Below are 15079 nucleotides of genomic sequence, written 5' to 3'. Positions count from 1 at the left end.
CGGTGCACCGCCTGATCCACGAAGTGCTGTGGCTGTGGCAGGCCGACGACGCGGTGCCCCCTGAACTCGCCGCGCTGTCGGCTCGCGGTGATCCGCCACGAGGGAAAAAGCCGTCCTCGCGAGAAGAACGCTGAGAACCCGCTGGTGGTCGATCTGCGTGCGTGGTCACTGCTCAGCGGCTTCGCCGCTGACAGGACGAAGGAATGAAGGCCTGCTTCGGCTTGACGAGGCTGAGAACGACGGCTATTCGAAACGAGGTGTTCCGCGATGTCGTACCTGCCCGAGCTGGCGGCGTTGCCCGCCGGGGCGCGGGTCGTCATCCGGCTGCCCAACGGTCCTGAGCTCGCGTCCGCGCTGCTGGCCTGCTTCGACCGCGAGCTCGTCGCGGTCCCGCTGGCGCCGCGCGGAACCGACCCCGCCGAGATCGTGCGGCGGGTCCGGGCGAGCGCCGTGGTGGAGCAGGTCGGCGGCGAAGTGGAGGCGCGTGCCACGGGCCTCCCCCCGGAGCACCCGGACGCGGCGGGCCTGGCGTTCATCATGTTCACCTCCGGTTCCACGGGGAGACCGAAAGGCGTCCGGCTCAGCCGTCGCGCGGTGCTCGGCAACGCCGCGAAAACCGCCGTGCTGCACGGGATCTCACCGGACCGTCCACACGGGACATGCCTGCCGCTGTACCACTGCAACGCGCTGGTGATGTCGCTGCTCGGCACGCACCAGGCCGGGGCGCCGCTGGTGCTGCACTCGCGGTTCGACCCGGCCGGGTACTTCGCCGCGCTCGCCGCGGGCGGAGCGCGCACCGCGTCGATCGTCCCGGCGCTGCTCGCGGACCTGCTCGACGCCGCACCCGAGTGGCCCCCGGAACTCGACTACCTCATCACCGCCGCCGCACCGCTGACAGGTGACCTCGTTCGCCGCTTCCACCGGACCTACGGCCCACGGCTGCGGCAGGGCTACGGGCTCACCGAAGCCGTCAACTTCAGCTTCACCACGCCCCTGCTGGACGCGGCCGGATTCGCCGCGCAGTACCTGGACCGGTTCCCGCCGGTCGGGCAAGCCCTGCCGGACACGGAACTGCGGCTGGAATCCGGCGAAGTGCAGATCCGCACCCCCGACCTGATGGACGGCTACTGGGAAGACCCGGCCGCCACCGCCGAAGCCGTCACCGACGACGGCTGGCTGCGCACCGGCGACCTCGGCGAACTGCGCGACGGGCTGCTCGTGCTGCACGGGCGCACCAAGGAACGGATCAACCGGGGCGGCGAGAAGCACTACCCGCTGGAAGTCGAACGCGGCTGGCGCGCCGACGGCCTCACCGGGCGCTTCGCCGCCGTCGGCGTCGCCGAACCCGCGCTGGGCCAAGAGATCGGCCTCGTCACCGACGACGCGGAAGTGGGCGCCGTCCAAGACCTCTGCGAACGGACCGCGCTGCGCCCCGCGGCGCTGCGGTTCGGCGGATACCGCGCCACCGCCACCGGAAAGCCGCAGCGGTCCAAGATGGGAGCCACGCTCGCCGCCCGGCGGCTCGCCCCCGGGCGCTACGAACGGCTGCTGCAGCACGCCGCCGTCGCCGCCCGCCGGATGCACGCCGCCGCGCCCGGAACCGACGAGCTCGCCGCACTCGCCGCGCTCGCCCCGCCGACCGCGACGGCCGAAGACGACGTGGCGTTCGCCGCCGTCGACTTCGTCCGCGAGCACTGGACGAGCCCCGACAGCGCCGAACTGGCAGCGGCGAAATCCGTGTGGCGCGCCAAGCTCGCCGCCGCCTGGCCGCTGTCGGCCCACGTCGAACTCGCCGCGGAAGTCGCCGCGGCCGAAGGCGCCCCCGCCGTGGCCGTCCCGTTCGGCGAAGAGACCACCATCGAAGACGGGCGGCTGCTGGTGCTGCCGCACGCCACCGGAACCACCACCGGCCAAGTGCCCTGGGCGCTCGGTCCCGTGTGGACGTTCCTCACCGACGGCAGGACCGGCCACCGGGTGAACCGGTGGAGCAGGCTGCGCCGGCTCCGGCACGACGGACACGCCCTCGTCGGCTGCTCCGTGCTGCGCGCCGGACGGCACGACCTCGGCGGCGTCATCTGGGCCCGCCCGACCCAGCAGGAGGAATGAGCATGGCACGGCGCGACGACCACCCCCTGGAGATCGCCACCTGGGCGAAGAACTCCATCACCGACGACCACACCGACCTCCGCGTCGACCACGGCGGGCTCGACGTCCCGCTGCACGGCACCGTCTCGGCCACCGGACGCGAACTCGCCACCAACGGCGAGATCGGCGCCGACCTCATCCGGTTACCCGCAGGCCAAGGATTCGTGCCCCACACCCACCCCGGCCACCACGTGCTCACCGTGGTCGCCGGAGTCGGCACCATCACCTACGGCGGCCGGATCCACGAAACGCAAGCAGGGCAGACCTTCCTCGTCGAAGGCTCCATCCCGCACGCGGTGGGAGCCATCACCGACCACCTCATCGTCGCCGTCGGCGCCCCGCACAAGCGCATCGACTCCAGCGACCGCATGACCCCCGTGCCCTACGAGGAGATCATCGCCGACGACGGCGACCTCACCTGCCTGCTGTGCGACAAGACCGCAGGCGCACCGCGCTACCTGCACTCCCTGGACTGTCCCCACTGCCCTTGTCGCGAGTGCGCTGGGTTGCCTGATTGAGCGGTCGTTTCGGGTGTGTGGTCGGGTGGCGGAACCTCAGTGCCTTCCTCGCTGCGGGATCTTTTTCCCTAGTGGCTCCGCCACGAGGGAAAAAGCTGTCCTCGCGAGGAAGGCACTGAGAACCCGTGGGGGTCGGCTTTTTGACGTGGGCTATTCGCTGCGCGAATACAGGCACGGCCTTCGGCCGCCAGGCAGGCTTGCTTCGCCGCCCAGAGCACGGCTTCGCCGCGAGGCAGGCTGGGGTCGCAGTTCTAACGATGGTTTTGCCGTGAGGCAGGTTTGCTTCCCTCGGCAACAGCTGACCGGCGCGCCTCACGTCGTGAGGGCTGCGATCTCCGCTGTGCTCCACCGGCCCCGTGCGCCGGGCAGTGCCGCGAGGTACCGGGCCGCTGTGGCGGTGTCCCAGGCCTGGCCTGCGCGCAAGCCGCCGAGCAGCATCCGCAGGTACGCGGCCGACGGCGCCACCAGCGGCACGTCCGCGCTCGACCAGGGCGCGGTGAACGTCAGCACCGGGAGCCCGTCGAGGTCGCCCACGCGCAGCACGGTCTCGTAGCGCCCCGGACCGAGCACGTCCCGCCCGGAGCGCAAGACCTCCCGCAGGTCGAGATCGGTGCCCGGGTCGCGGTACATCTCCTGCACGACGACGTCGGCGAACTGGCCGGGCGTCACCAGGTACGCGCGCAACGCGGCCGAACCGTCCAGCGCAGGATCGAGGAACGCGCGGCCACCGCCCCACACCGGTGACTCCGTCGCGAAGTACACGCCACCCGCGACGCGGAACCCCGCGGTGCGCCGCGGCGGGCGAGGATCGCGGCAGCCGGGGCAGGCACGGTGCCCGCCGGGCGGGACGCCGCCTTCGAGGTAGCAGCGGAACCGGTCGGCGTGCATGTTCGAGCCGTAGCTCGCGTACCAGACCAGATCGTGTTCGGACTGATCGAGCGACATCCCGCCATGATCGCGCACTCGGCCCCGCCGCACGTGCGACGATCGCCGCTGAATCGAATCCACCCGCGAGGAGGCGGCGCCATGGAACTGCCCGAAGGCCTGCTGGACCTGCTCTGCAAGCCGAGCCCGTGCTTCGTCGCCACCGCGATGCCCGACGGCGCGCCGCAGCTCACCCAGACCTGGTGCGACACCGACGGCGACCACGTCCTGATCAACACGGTGGAAGGCGCGCAGAAGGTGCGCAACCTCCGCCGCGACCCGCGAGTCGCCGTGAACGTCACCGTCCCGGAGAGCTCCGCCCGCTACTACGCGCTGCGCGGCCGGACCGTGGACATCCGCCACGACGGCGCCGTGGAGCACATCCACGAGCTCTCGCACCGCTACCTGGGCATGCCGTACCCGTGGTTCGGCGGCGAACGCGAAGAAGACCGGCTACTGGTCCGAATCCGAGTCGACAGCCTCAGTTTTGTGGGGTGAGTCGGGGTCGTTCTGCGTTGGTGGTCGGGTGGCGGAACCTCAGTCGGTCTCTCGCTGCGGGATTTTTCCCGAATGGCTCCGCCACGAGGGAAAAAGCCGTCCTAGCGAGAGACCGACTGAGAACCCGCGGGTGGTCCATTCGCGTGCGTGGTCACCGCTCAGCGGCTTCGCCGCTGACAGGACACTGCTGAAAAGCCGCTCTGCGAGCGGGTTTTCCGGTGTGGGGCTGTGGGTTGAGTGATCACAGGGTGCTGGTGGCGGGTTCGGGGGTCGGGATGTCGTGGGTTTCCGGGGGTGGGCGGCGGAACAGGTCGGTGCGGTAGGCGAGGTAGGCGGTGCCGAGGACCAGCCAGCTGAGACCGAGCGTCAGCGCCGCCGGGTCCAGGTTCACCAGCAGCCACAGGTCGATCAGCGCTCCGATGCCGGGCAGCAGCACGTGCGACCACCACGGCAGCCGCCTTCCTCCCTTGCGCTCGCGCAGGAACAGGCCGATCACGCTCAGGTTGACCGCGGTGAACGCGACGAACGCGCCGAAGTTGATGAACGACGTGGACGTTGAGACGTCGAGGAACATCGCGACGAGCCCGATCGCGCCGGTGAGCGCGAGGTTCACGGCGGGAGTGCGGAACCTCGGGTGCACCCGGCCGAACAGCCTGCGCGGCAGCACGTCGTCGCGGCCCATCGCGAACAGCAACCGCGCCGCCCCGGCCTGCGCGGCCAGGCCCGAGGCGAACTGCGCGACGACCAGGCCCGCCAGCAGCAGCGCCGCGACGGCGTCCCCGGCGATGGTGCGCGCGATCTCGAAGACCGCCGAATCCGGTGCGGCGAAAGCGGATCCGGGGTGCGCCAGCTGCGTCGAGTAGGCGACGACCACGAAGATGCCGCCGCCGATGAGCGTGATGAGCAGGATCGCGCGCGGCATCGTCCGGCGCGGATCCACCGTCTCCTCGGTGAGCGTGGTGACCGCGTCGAACCCGAGGAACGAGTACGCCGCCAGCGCCGCCCCGGCCGACACGCCCGCGGCGGTGGTGGCCGGGTTCAGGAACGGCTCGCCGCTCAGCAGCGCCCCGGCCCCGCCGAGCTCGAACACGTGGCGCAACGACAGCAGCACGAAGATCGCGATGACGAGCACCTGGAAGGCCATCAGCGCGTAGTTCGCCTTGTCCGCGACCTTGATCCCGAGCACGTTCAAGCAGGTGGTGGCCGCGATGAACGCCACGATCCACATCCAGAACGGCACCGCGGGGAACTGCGCCTGCAGGTAGGTGCCGCCGAGCAGCCAGATCACCATCGGCAGGAAGAAGTAGTCCAGCAGCACCGCCCAGCCCACGAGGAACCCGGCGCGGGAATCCAAGGTGCGGCGCGCGTAGGTGTAGGCGGAACCGGCGACGGGGTGCGCGGCGGCCATCTTCCCGTAGCTGTGCGCGGTGAACAGCATCGCCACCATCGCCAGCAGGTAGGCCGTCGGCACCGAGCCGCTGGTCTCCTCCGCGACGACGCCGAAGGTGCCGAGCACGATCATCGGCGCCATGTAGGCCACGCCGAACAGGACTACCGACCGCAGCCGGAGCGACCGGTGCAGGGCGGGGGCGGATTCGGGCATCGGGGCTCCTAGCTGTTCGCCGGGCCGGCGGGACGCCAGCGGCGCGGATCGAGGTGGCCGTCGTAGAGCGGAAGTGCGATCGGGACGTCGGAATCGGTGAACTGGTCCCACATCCGGTTGAGCCCGGCGGTGCCGTCGGCGCGCACCCGCCGCACCTCGTCGAGGTCGACGGTGGCGGCGAGCGTCGCGGCGGCGGGGCCCTCCGCCCGCGCGAGCACGTGGCCTTCGGGGCCGACGAGCAGGCTGTCGCCGGTGCCGACCGGTCCGGCGACGTTCGCGCTGGCCACGAAGACCTGGTTGGTGATCGCGTGCGCGCGGGCCAGCACGAGTTCCTGCTCCCGGTCGGCGGTCGTGGTCTGCACCGGGTTGAGGACGAGTTCGGCGCCCAGCCACGCCAGGTGCCGCGCCACTTCGGGGAACCAGGCGTCGTAGCAGATGCTGAACCCGAGCCGGCCGAAACCGGGCGCGTCGAACACGACGAACCGGTCGCCGGGGTCGTAGGGCTCGTAGGGCCGCCACGGGAAGACCTTGCGGTACCAGGAGATCAGCTCGCCGCGCGGCGAGAACGCCAGTGCCGTGTTGAACAGCTCGCCCCGGTCGCCGCGTTCGCAGACGCTGCCCGGGACCAGCCAGATCCCGAGGTCACCGGCGAGTTCGGCGAGCCGCCGGGTGCGTTCGCCGTGCAGCGGTTCGGCGGCCGCCGCCAGCTCGGCGTCGCGGTCCGGCCCGGTGGCTCCGCACAGGTGCAGCTCCGGGTACAGCACCAGTCGCGTTCCGGGGTGCTCGGCCAGCAGGTCCCGCACCTGAGCGGCGAACTCGTCGGGCGCAGCGGTCGCGGCCAGCGGCGGTTGCTGCGCCAGCGCGAGCGGCATCGGTCGGGACATCGGTTCTCGCTTCCTCGCGATGGCCGGGTGGCGCCGGGGCGGCGCCGACTGCGATGCGAAGAAAATAGGGCAGAGCGACCGCGGAAACAAGAGTGCTCATTTTGACCAGTTTGCGCCTGACGTGCCGTTATGGTGGTTCCCATGGCAAGCGAACACTCCGGCGAGCCCACCGGGGCCGCGCTGTCGTCGGCCGCGCTCTCCGGCATCCGGCGGCTGTCCGCGGTCGACACGGTGCGCGCCCGCATCTCCCTCGCGGTCGACCTGGGTCTGCTCGAACCGGGGGAGTGGCTGCCGGGCAACGCGCCGATCGCCGCCGCGCTCGACGTCTCCGAGATCACGGTGCGCCGGGCGCTGGTCGCGCTGTGCCACGACGGCGTGCTGGAACGCCGCCGAGGCCGGGGCGGCGGGACCCGCGTGGTGGCCGAGCCGGCGCGCAGCGCGGTCCGGGAGACCGACGCCTACCGCGCGGCGGCCGAGGAGGTGCACCGGCTCATCGACCGGCGCCTGGTCCTGGAGTGCGGCATCGCGCACCTGGCCGCCCGCGCCGCCGGCGAGCAGCCGCTGGCGGAGCTGGAGCGGCTGACCGCGCTCATGGACCGGGCCGCGGACTGGGCGGAGTTCCACCGGCTCGACGAGGAATTCCACCGCGCCGTCGCCGCCGCGACGGGGATCGACACCGGCGACTACGACCTGGTGCTGCGCGACCTCTACCGCTACTACCTGCCGTACCCGGTGGACTACCTGCGCGGCTCGAACCGGGAGCACCACGAGCTCGTCGCCGCGCTGCGCACCCGCGACGCCGCCACCGCGGCCGACGTCGCCCACCGCCACGTCACGACCCTGCACGGGGCGATGTTCGTCGGGTTGGAGGCGCCGCCGGGTTGAGTGCGCCCGGTCAGTCCGGGCGGGCGTTGCGGGCGGCTTCGTTCGCCTTCGTCGTCGCGAACAACAGGTGCAGCACTTGCAGGGCGAGGCCCGCCAGGCCCGCCACGAGCGCGACCCAGGGCTCGACTCCCCACCAGATCTGCAGGACCAGCAGCACCGCCGTCAGCGCGGCGGCGGCGTACCCGGTGCGCGCCGCCGTCCGCAACGAGTCTCCGGCGGCGCGGTGGCCCGCCAGCCAGGCGGCGTCCGACGCCTTCGTTGCCTTCGTCCGGATGCCGAACAGGGGGTTGCGGCCCATTTCCCCGCTCGCGGTCTTGTCCCGCACCACGTCCAGCACGAACGACACGATCACCAGGCTCACCGCGCACACCCCGGGCGCCACAGCATCTTCCACAGCCGATCCCCCTCGTGCTCGGTGCCCGATCTCCCCAGAACGGACTCGCGCCACTCAAACGGACCGCGGCTCCGGTCGTCAACCGGTCCGAGCACGTTCACCGGCCCGGTCAACCGGTTCTGGCGAAGCGACGGCCGATCACGACCAGCGCCAGCGCCGAGAACGCCAGCACCACGGCCATCTCCACGAGCGGCGGCACCGGCGTGCCTCCCCACTCGACCGGCGTGAAGATCAGCGTCGACTGCGGCGCGCCGAGCTGCCCGAGGATGGTGTGGCGCATCGCGTCCACCGCGTAGGTCAGCGGGTTCACCAGGGTCAGCGAAGCCATCCAACCGGGCATCGCGCTGATCGGGAACATCATGCCGGACAGGAAGACCAGCGGCGTGATCAGCACGGAGAGCACCGTGTTGAACGTCTGCACCCGTTTGATCAGCACCGCCACGGCGGCGGCGAGCACGGTCATCGACAGCGCGGCGATCGAGACCTCGACGACGAGCATCGCGAACAGCGCGGGGTGGTACGGCACGCCGACCAGGCCCGCGGTGAGCAGCACGACGGCGCTCTGCGCGGTCGCCACCGTGGCGCCGCCCAGGCACTTGCCGAGCAGCAGCGTGCCGCGGAACACCGGCGCGGCCAGCATCTCCCGCATGAACCCGGTCTGGCGGTCCCACACGATCGACGCGCCGACGGAGATCGCCGGCGCCTGCGCGGCCATCACGAGCACACCGGGGAACAGGAACAGCATGTAGTCGCTCGCGGCCCGCGCGCCGCCGCCCGCGTCGGCGAACAACCGGGACAACCCGACCCCGAGCACGTACAGGAACAGGAACGGCGGCAGCAGCGACACCGCCACTCTGGTGCGGTCCCGCAGGAAGTGCAGCACTTCGCGGCGCCACACCATGCTCCCGGCGCGCCATTCGTTCGCCAGCCGACCGCGCGGCTCGGTGTCCTGTTCGGACGGACGGGACGCGGGTGCGCGGCGGGGTGGTGCGGTGCGGGTCAACGCGAACTCCTCGGGTCGCCGTGGACGGATTCCGGTGGTGCGGCGCTCATCCGGCGGGCACACCGGGGGCGTCGCGGATGGCGCGGCCGGTGTAGTGCAGGAACACCTCGTCCAGGCTGGGGCGGGTCACGGTCACCTCGAAGATCGGCACGTCCAGTCCGGAGCACAGCACCGGCACGAACCGCGCGCCGTCGGCGACCTGCACCTGCACGCCGCCGTCGATCGCGGTGGCCGCCAGGTCGAAGCGGTCGCGCAGCACCCGCACCGCGGCGTCGTCGTCGTCGGTGCGCAGCGCGATGCGATCGGCGCCGATGACGGACTTCAACTCCGCCGGAGTCCCCTGCGCGACGATCCGGCCCTCGTCGATGATCGCGATCCGGTCGCACTGCTCCGCCTCGTCGAGGTAGTGCGTGGTGAGGAAGACCGTGGTGGCCTCCTGCTCGGCGATCCGCCGCAGGTAGGTCCAGATCTCCGCGCGGGTCTGCGGATCCAGGCCGACGGTCGGTTCGTCCAGGAACAGCACGCGCGGCCGGTGCAGGAGCCCGCGGGCGATCTCCAGCCGCCGCCGCATCCCCCCGGAGAACGTCGCGACCCGATCGTCGCGCCGTTCGCGCAGCCCGACCAGGTCCAGCATCGACGCCACGCGTTCGGCCACGACCGCCCGCGGCATCCCGTACAGGTCGGCGTGGAAGGTCAGGTTCTCCGCCGTGGTCAGGTCGGTGTCCAGCGTCGACTCCTGGAAGACCAGCCCGAGCCTGCGGCGCACCTGGTGACCGTCGCGGACCACGTCGTACCCGGCGATCTCGATGCGCCCGGAGTCCGGCCGGACCAAGGTGCACATCATCGCGATCGTGGTGGACTTGCCCGCCCCGTTCGGCCCGAGGAAGCCGAACGTCTCACCGCGCCGCACCGTGATGTCCACGCCGCGCACGGCGTGCACGCCCCGGTAGGACTTGTGCACGTCGCGCGCCAGGACCGCGGGCGCGTCAGCGGAGCGGTCCTCACCTCGCCGGAGTCGTCGCACGGGGGCTCCTCACTCGTCGCGGAGGCCGGTGAGGCGGCTCCGCCAGTCCTCGGGGACCACGAAGCCGAAGCTCCACCGGTGGCGTTCGGTCGGGTTGACGATGCAGTGCCAGAACAGCTTGTCCGGGTCCTGCTCGGCCTTGAAGAACCGCACGATCCGGCGGCGTTCCCGCAGCGTCACGAGCTCACCGGTCCGCGGGTTCTGGTAGCGGAAGAACGAGGTCGCGCCGCCGTCGGGGAAGTCGTCGTCCAGGTCCACCACGTACATCCGCCAGCCGGGCTGGTCCTCGTTGGTGTGCCAGAGCCGGTAGCTGCGCGGTGGGTACCACATGGCGCCGGAGAGCCGGACCTCGTCGCCGAAGACCCCTTCCAGCAGGCGGATCGCGTTCGTCTTCGCCTCGAAGTAGTCCTGGTAGCCGGGATGCTCGACGTGCTCGTCGAGGTTCACCAGGTGGAAGTCCCGCCGCGGCGCGTCCGCGTCGGCCGGGTCGCGCCAGTGCGCCGCCATCATCTGCCGATGCCATGCCTGGAAAGCCGGGTCGGCGGGGGACTGAGACGTCGACTCCAGGTCCTCGGCGCGGAACCGGGCGTGGAACGCGCCCATGTCCACCGGGGGCCGCACCTTCAACCGGGGCAGCTCGTCGATCAGGCCCGCCAGTTCCGGCACCGCCGCCAAGTCGTACTCGTGGTGGTAGAAGGCGGTTTCCGCGGGTGGCGCGGGAGCCGGCGCGGGTTCGGCGGTGGCCGCGAACGTGGTGGAACCCCGGGCGAGCTCCGGGGCGGTGAAGTCGAACCCGTGCCTGCCGCCGAGCGCGATGATCTCGTTCATCCCGGTGACGGCCTTGAGCTGCTGGGCGAGTTCGGGGCGGTCCTGGGTCGCCTGCAGGAAGTCCACGCAGGATTCGACGGACATGACGGACTCCTTCGTGCCGATTCGGGTGGGACGTCAGGGGCGGTCCGGCGGTGGATCGAGCAGCAGCACCGACGGGATCCGATCCGGATGCGCGATGCGCAGGAAGTGCATGCCGTAGCCGGCGATGCCCAGCATCAGGCCGGGGAAGAAGTCGGCGCTGTGCTCGCCGAGCCCGTGCTCGGCGTCGTCCAGCGACCGCCACATCTCCCGCACCTGCACGTTCGCCTCCAGCTGAAACGCGGGTTCGCCGCGCAGCCGCGCGTAGCGGACCAGCAGTTCCGAGTTGCCGGCCGTGCCGTGGCACAACGTGTGGTTGCGCAGCCGGGAGAAGTTGCGCAGGGTCGCGGCCAGCGCGTGGCGGGCCTCCCGCAGCAGCGCGTCGTCGTCCCCGCCGAGCAGCGACCACGCCGCGATGCGGGTCAGCCCGATGCCCGCCGCCCCGTTGCACCAGGCGTTGGAGAAGTGGTGGCCGTTCTTGGCGACCTGCCCGGTGTTCGTGCGCAGGTCGTACCAGTCCTGCTCGGTGGCGTCGAAGTGCCGCGCCTCGTAGGCGAACGCGCGCCTGCCGGCCGCGACGTAGTCCTCGCGGCCGGTGCGCGTGCCCAGCAGGACCAGCGCCCAGCCGATGCCGCCCGCGCCGTGGGCGAGGCCGGTCAGGTCGTCGCGCACGTTCTCCGGGGTGTTCGACGGCCAGCTCAGCACGTCGCCGCGCTCCCGCGCGTGGCGCAGCACGTGCGCGGCGCAGTGGTGCGCCAGGTCGACGGCCTTCTCCCCGAGCACCGGGCGCAGCTCCAGCAGCACCGGGATCAGCCCGGCGGCGCCGTGCAGCACGTCGAGGTGGTCGTCGGCGTCGACCAGCTCGGGCACGTCCGCGCTCAGCCGCACCGCCTCCTCCGCCAGCTCCTGCTCGCCCCACAGCCGGTGCAGGTGGGTGAGCAGGTAGAGCCGTCCCCCGACGTCGGCGAAGGCTCCGGGCCGCTGCTGCCCGGAGTCGAGCGCGTGCCGCAGCGCGCGTCGCGCGGCGTGCCGGAACTCGGGGCGCGGGACCAGGTCGTCGAGGTAGGCGAGGAACAGCGCCACCCCGGCCGAGCCCTGGTACAGGTCGCCTTCGATGTCGACGGCCTCCATCTCGGCCCCGTCGCGCCGGAACGACGTCCACGGCGCGGGAGCCGACGGGTCCCGCAGCATCGCGCACAGCCGTTCGCCGATCCGGGTCGCGTAGTCCAGCGCGGTCGTCACGAACGCCGGGCTGCTGATCTCGCCGGTGGACAGGCTCGCCGCGATGTAACGGGCCTGCTGCGCCCGGTTGCGCGGCGTCAGGTGCCGGATTCGCCGCGCGGCGTGCTCCAGCGGGGAGCGGGCCAGCGCGGACGGCACCGCGTCGGCGTGGTCGTGCACGAGGTCCGCGCCGTGCACCGGCGCCGTGAAGATCGGCACGTCCAGCCGCCACATCGACGTGGTCTCCCGGTCGGCGAGCACGCCGTCCTGGTCCCAGGTGCGGGGGAAGGTGCGCACCGTGTTCAGCAGCAGGTCCACTTCCAGCGGTTCCGCGAGGCTCTTGGGGTGCTGCGCGGTCAGCAGCAGCTGCGCGTAGATCTGGGTGCTCCAGTTGAGGAACCGGACGTGGGCGCCCTCGAAAGCCTGCGACAGCAGGACGATCGCCTCGTCGGCGTGCTGCTCCAGCCATTCGTGCACGCGGTCGAAACCGTCCATGATGGACTCGATGTGGTCTTGCGGGTCCACCAGCTCCCCGTCGAGGAACACCCGGTTCGCGCCGCTGAGCTCGACCTGCACGCCCGTGACGTTCTCCACCGTGGCCGCGAAGCTGAGCCGCTGCTCGCTGATCCGCGGCACCGGCATCGGCATCTCGTAGCTCTCGCCGCCGGTGTAGCCGCTGAGTCGCATCTGCTCCGGGCCGTCGGCGTCCGCGCGCGGCCACTCCAGCAGCCCGGTGCGGAACACGGAGTCCTGCATCGTCCCGCCCGCGCCGTCACGACCGGGCGGGGATGCGCCGAACACCGTCTCGCCGTCGCACACGAACGCGTGGCCGTCGGCGACGACGATGTTCTCGAAGTGCAGGTCGCTGCCGCCGAGCACGTAGAACAGCGCCAGGTAGCCGCCGAGCTCCCGGTACACCTGCGCGGCGTTTGCCGCGGTGGCGACCTCGTTGCGCCCCAACGGGATCGCGGCCTCGTAGCCGTACCCGTCGTGGGCGAGCACGGGACGCGTCGCGAACGCCACGACGTCGCGCTCGCGCAGCCGGTCCAGCACCACTTGCAGGCCCGCCTCGGAACGCAGGCAGCGCGGCTTGCAGTAGAAGGTGCCGGTACCGCCGTCGTCGAGGGCGGCCGTCACCACCGCCACGCTGCGTCCGCCCGCGTGGTAGTCCGAGGTGCCCAGGCGCACCGAGCGGAACTCGGTGACGACCCGGCCGAAGAACTCCGCGCCGATCCGCTCGGCGTCGGTGGCGAGCCGGCCGAACAGCTCGGCGCCGTAGTCGGCCAGCAGGTCCGTGAGGTGCGCGAGCCAGCGCCCCAGCACCGGGTACTTCAGGAAGAACGCGTGGTACGACGCCGCATCGCCGAACGCCGCGTCGAGGTAGGCGAGGTACCCGGCCTCGCCGGACTGCTCCCGGTCGAGCCCGTGCCGCGCCCGGTGCACGTTCGCCTCGGCTTCCACCGTCCACGCCAGCGCGAGGGCGAACCGGTCGTGCAGGTGGCGTTGCAGGTCGTCGATCAGCCCGTCGCCGATCGAGCCCGGCAGCCCGGCGCGGGCCGCCGCCAGCCGCCGCCCGAGTTCGACGAGGAAAGGTTCGCAGGCCGTGGCGAGCCTGCCGTAGTACACGTCGACCTGCCGCCAGGTCGCGCGGGCGTCGGACCGCGCCGGGTCCCATCCGAGCACGGCCGCCCGGTAGGTCGGCAACCAGTCCCGGTGCAGTTCGTCGAGCAGCTCCCGCACCTCCGCCGCGGCCTGGTCCGGGGCCGATTCGAAGCGGCGGTAGGCGGTGAGCGCGTCCACGAGCTGCTCGCGGTCGTGGCGCTGGGGCTTCGCGCAGTGCTGCGCCTCCTGCTCGAACTTGTCCGCGAGCCGCCCGGCCAGGTGCTCCAGGCGCCACCGCTCGACGGGATCGGACAGCGGCTCGTCCTGCGGACGACCGCGGGCGCGCAGCGCCGCGACCACGCGCAGCCGCTCGCTCAGCGTGGCCGCGCGGGCCGCCAGATCGAGTGCACGGTCGGTCTGCATCGAACTCCTGTCCGGCGATCGGAGGCGGGCGAGGAAACGCGGTGAGCCCGGAGGCTCACCGCGCCGGTGCTCTACTTGGTGGAGCCGTCGCACAGGATCGTGGCCGGGCCCGAGCTGCACGTGGAGGCGCAGGCGAAGATCTCGGTGGCGGCGACCCCCTCGGTCCAGAAGTCGAGCGTCTCCTGGTCGATGCGCTCGACCGCGTCGGGCAGGTCACCCGGGGTGACGCCGAACGCGGCCGGGTTCTCGATCAGCGCGGTGCGGAACTCGGCATCGATGACGGCTTGGCGCAGAATGGTGTCGGACATGACTTCCTCCTGAACATCGGCTTTCTCGGACTGCTTGCGATCATTCGGATGGTTCAGCGCGCAACCGGGCGACCAGCGAGATGCCCAGTTGTTGTTCGACGTTCTTCAATTCCACGAGCGCCGGGCTCATGTTCTCGTCCTTGTTCTGCCAGGCGACCACCTCCTTCTCGTTCGCGGGCAGGTCTGCGTGCATCCACAGCGACTCCATCCATTCCTTCGTGGAGAAGGGATGCAGGTCGGTGACCGGCCGGAGCCGGGACAACATCGGTTCCTCGTGCAGGGCGAGGGCGAGCTCCAGCACCTCGCGCAACTTCCCGTCAGGGGGCAGCAACGAGCAGAACAAGACGAGTTCCTGGATCTGCCGGATCGCGTCGACTTCCGGGTAGATGGTCGGAACATCCGAGTGCTTCATCGACGGTTCCCATTCCGGTCGGAGGCCAGTGGGAACAACGCTAGGAGGAACCGGTTGCAGTCCGCCTTCAATCCTGTTTCACCGCACGACGCCCGAGGTGCAAGAAAGGTCGATCCCCCACCGAGAACCAGTCCTCGCCCCCGATTCCAGGCGAGCAATGCTTTTTGATCATTGTCCTGTCAGCGGCGAAGCCGCTGAGCAGTGACCACCAGAGCAACCGGCACCGCCGCGGGTTCTCAGGTGCTTCCTCGCGAGGACGGCTTTTTCCCTCGTGGCGGAGCCACTCGGGAAAAAGATACAGGAGAGAGGAAAGAGCAGAGTTTAAG

Annotated in this window: 14 protein-coding genes; 4 read left to right on the top strand and 10 right to left on the bottom strand. The window is 71.3% G+C overall.

The features are described 5' to 3' along the window. The first annotated feature begins 267 nt into the window (after nucleotides 1-267). Together ACWD38_RS28305 and ACWD38_RS28300 are read left to right on the top strand one after the other, a co-directional pair. On the top strand, nucleotides 268-2106 hold the full coding sequence (locus ACWD38_RS28305) for a class I adenylate-forming enzyme family protein (RefSeq protein ID WP_450125275.1): 1839 nt from the start codon (nucleotides 268-270) through the stop codon (nucleotides 2104-2106). A gap of 2 nt (nucleotides 2107-2108) precedes the next feature. After that, nucleotides 2109-2663: a cupin domain-containing protein gene (locus tag ACWD38_RS28300; RefSeq protein ID WP_184478398.1), complete on the top strand. Its 555-nt coding sequence runs from the start codon at nucleotides 2109-2111 to the stop codon at nucleotides 2661-2663. A gap of 312 nt (nucleotides 2664-2975) precedes the next feature. Here the strand turns inward: ACWD38_RS28300 and ACWD38_RS28295 are convergent, their stop codons facing one another. Continuing rightward, nucleotides 2976-3608, bottom strand: coding sequence for a histone deacetylase (locus ACWD38_RS28295; protein WP_184478400.1), 633 nt, complete (start codon nucleotides 3606-3608; stop codon nucleotides 2976-2978). Nucleotides 3609-3689: 81 nt separating this feature from the next. Between ACWD38_RS28295 and ACWD38_RS28290 the strand changes: the two genes are divergently transcribed. After that, nucleotides 3690-4085 carry a PPOX class F420-dependent oxidoreductase gene (locus ACWD38_RS28290; RefSeq protein WP_450125274.1) on the top strand — a complete coding sequence of 132 codons (396 nt, stop codon included), beginning with the start codon at nucleotides 3690-3692 and terminating at the stop codon, nucleotides 4083-4085. A 241-nt stretch (nucleotides 4086-4326) separates the two neighbouring features. Here ACWD38_RS28290 and ACWD38_RS28285 read toward each other — a convergent pair whose 3' ends face one another. Then, nucleotides 4327-5688, bottom strand: a complete 1362-nt coding sequence (locus ACWD38_RS28285) for an APC family permease (protein WP_450125273.1) — start codon at nucleotides 5686-5688, stop codon at nucleotides 4327-4329. Nucleotides 5689-5696: 8 nt separating this feature from the next. Beyond that, complete coding sequence (locus ACWD38_RS28280) at nucleotides 5697-6572, bottom strand: carbon-nitrogen hydrolase family protein (protein WP_184478406.1); 876 nt, start codon at nucleotides 6570-6572, stop codon at nucleotides 5697-5699. 141 nt (nucleotides 6573-6713) lie between these two features. On the opposite strand from ACWD38_RS28280, the gene ACWD38_RS28275 reads away from it, so the two are divergent. Then, the gene (locus ACWD38_RS28275; protein ID WP_184478408.1) at nucleotides 6714-7457 is read left to right on the top strand and encodes a FadR/GntR family transcriptional regulator; all 744 of its coding nucleotides are present in this window, start codon (nucleotides 6714-6716) and stop codon (nucleotides 7455-7457) included. Nucleotides 7458-7467: 10 nt separating this feature from the next. Here ACWD38_RS28275 and ACWD38_RS28270 read toward each other — a convergent pair whose 3' ends face one another. From ACWD38_RS28270 to ACWD38_RS28240, 7 genes are all read right to left on the bottom strand, one after another. Next, nucleotides 7468-7818 carry an SdpI family protein gene (locus tag ACWD38_RS28270; protein ID WP_184478410.1) on the bottom strand — a complete coding sequence of 117 codons (351 nt, stop codon included), beginning with the start codon at nucleotides 7816-7818 and terminating at the stop codon, nucleotides 7468-7470. Between the two features lie 142 nt (nucleotides 7819-7960). Next, nucleotides 7961-8854, bottom strand: a complete 894-nt coding sequence (locus ACWD38_RS28265) for an ABC transporter permease (RefSeq protein WP_221315756.1) — start codon at nucleotides 8852-8854, stop codon at nucleotides 7961-7963. 46 nt (nucleotides 8855-8900) lie between these two features. Continuing rightward, complete coding sequence (locus ACWD38_RS28260) at nucleotides 8901-9878, bottom strand: ATP-binding cassette domain-containing protein (protein ID WP_450125272.1); 978 nt, start codon at nucleotides 9876-9878, stop codon at nucleotides 8901-8903. Nucleotides 9879-9887: 9 nt separating this feature from the next. Further along, entirely contained in the window at nucleotides 9888-10790 is a 903-nt protein-coding gene (locus ACWD38_RS28255) for a Nif11-like leader peptide family natural product precursor (protein ID WP_450125271.1), read from the bottom strand. A gap of 33 nt (nucleotides 10791-10823) precedes the next feature. Continuing rightward, nucleotides 10824-14033, bottom strand: coding sequence for a type 2 lanthipeptide synthetase LanM family protein (locus ACWD38_RS28250; RefSeq protein ID WP_450125270.1), 3210 nt, complete (start codon nucleotides 14031-14033; stop codon nucleotides 10824-10826). A gap of 71 nt (nucleotides 14034-14104) precedes the next feature. Further along, nucleotides 14105-14341 (bottom strand): cinnamycin family lantibiotic, encoded by a 237-nt coding sequence (locus ACWD38_RS28245; protein WP_184478418.1) that lies wholly within the window; start codon nucleotides 14339-14341, stop codon nucleotides 14105-14107. A gap of 40 nt (nucleotides 14342-14381) precedes the next feature. After that, the gene (locus tag ACWD38_RS28240) at nucleotides 14382-14753 is read right to left on the bottom strand and encodes a DurN family substrate-assisted peptide maturase (RefSeq protein WP_184478420.1); all 372 of its coding nucleotides are present in this window, start codon (nucleotides 14751-14753) and stop codon (nucleotides 14382-14384) included. Between the last annotated feature and the right edge of the window lie 326 nt (nucleotides 14754-15079).

This window comes from Saccharopolyspora sp. NPDC002578, assembly GCF_053592695.1.
The sequence above is the reverse complement of the archived record's forward strand: the minus strand, read 5'-3'. Positions and strand labels throughout refer to the sequence as shown.

What these genes read in the sequence shown, in the direction of transcription:
- ACWD38_RS28305 (WP_450125275.1), top strand. Translation starts at nt 268, where the DNA reads ATGTCGTACCTGCCCGAGCTGGCGGCGTTGCCCGCCGGGGCGCGGGTC.
- ACWD38_RS28300 (WP_184478398.1), top strand. Translation starts at nt 2,109, where the DNA reads ATGGCACGGCGCGACGACCACCCCCTGGAGATCGCCACCTGGGCGAAG.
- ACWD38_RS28295 (WP_184478400.1), bottom strand. Translation starts at nt 3,608, where the DNA reads ATGTCGCTCGATCAGTCCGAACACGATCTGGTCTGGTACGCGAGCTAC.
- ACWD38_RS28290 (WP_450125274.1), top strand. Translation starts at nt 3,690, where the DNA reads ATGGAACTGCCCGAAGGCCTGCTGGACCTGCTCTGCAAGCCGAGCCCG.
- ACWD38_RS28285 (WP_450125273.1), bottom strand. Translation starts at nt 5,688, where the DNA reads ATGCCCGAATCCGCCCCCGCCCTGCACCGGTCGCTCCGGCTGCGGTCG.
- ACWD38_RS28280 (WP_184478406.1), bottom strand. Translation starts at nt 6,572, where the DNA reads ATGTCCCGACCGATGCCGCTCGCGCTGGCGCAGCAACCGCCGCTGGCC.
- ACWD38_RS28275 (WP_184478408.1), top strand. Translation starts at nt 6,714, where the DNA reads ATGGCAAGCGAACACTCCGGCGAGCCCACCGGGGCCGCGCTGTCGTCG.
- ACWD38_RS28255 (WP_450125271.1), bottom strand. Translation starts at nt 10,790, where the DNA reads ATGTCCGTCGAATCCTGCGTGGACTTCCTGCAGGCGACCCAGGACCGC.
- ACWD38_RS28250 (WP_450125270.1), bottom strand. Translation starts at nt 14,033, where the DNA reads ATGCAGACCGACCGTGCACTCGATCTGGCGGCCCGCGCGGCCACGCTG.
- ACWD38_RS28245 (WP_184478418.1), bottom strand. Translation starts at nt 14,341, where the DNA reads ATGTCCGACACCATTCTGCGCCAAGCCGTCATCGATGCCGAGTTCCGC.
- ACWD38_RS28240 (WP_184478420.1), bottom strand. Translation starts at nt 14,753, where the DNA reads ATGAAGCACTCGGATGTTCCGACCATCTACCCGGAAGTCGACGCGATC.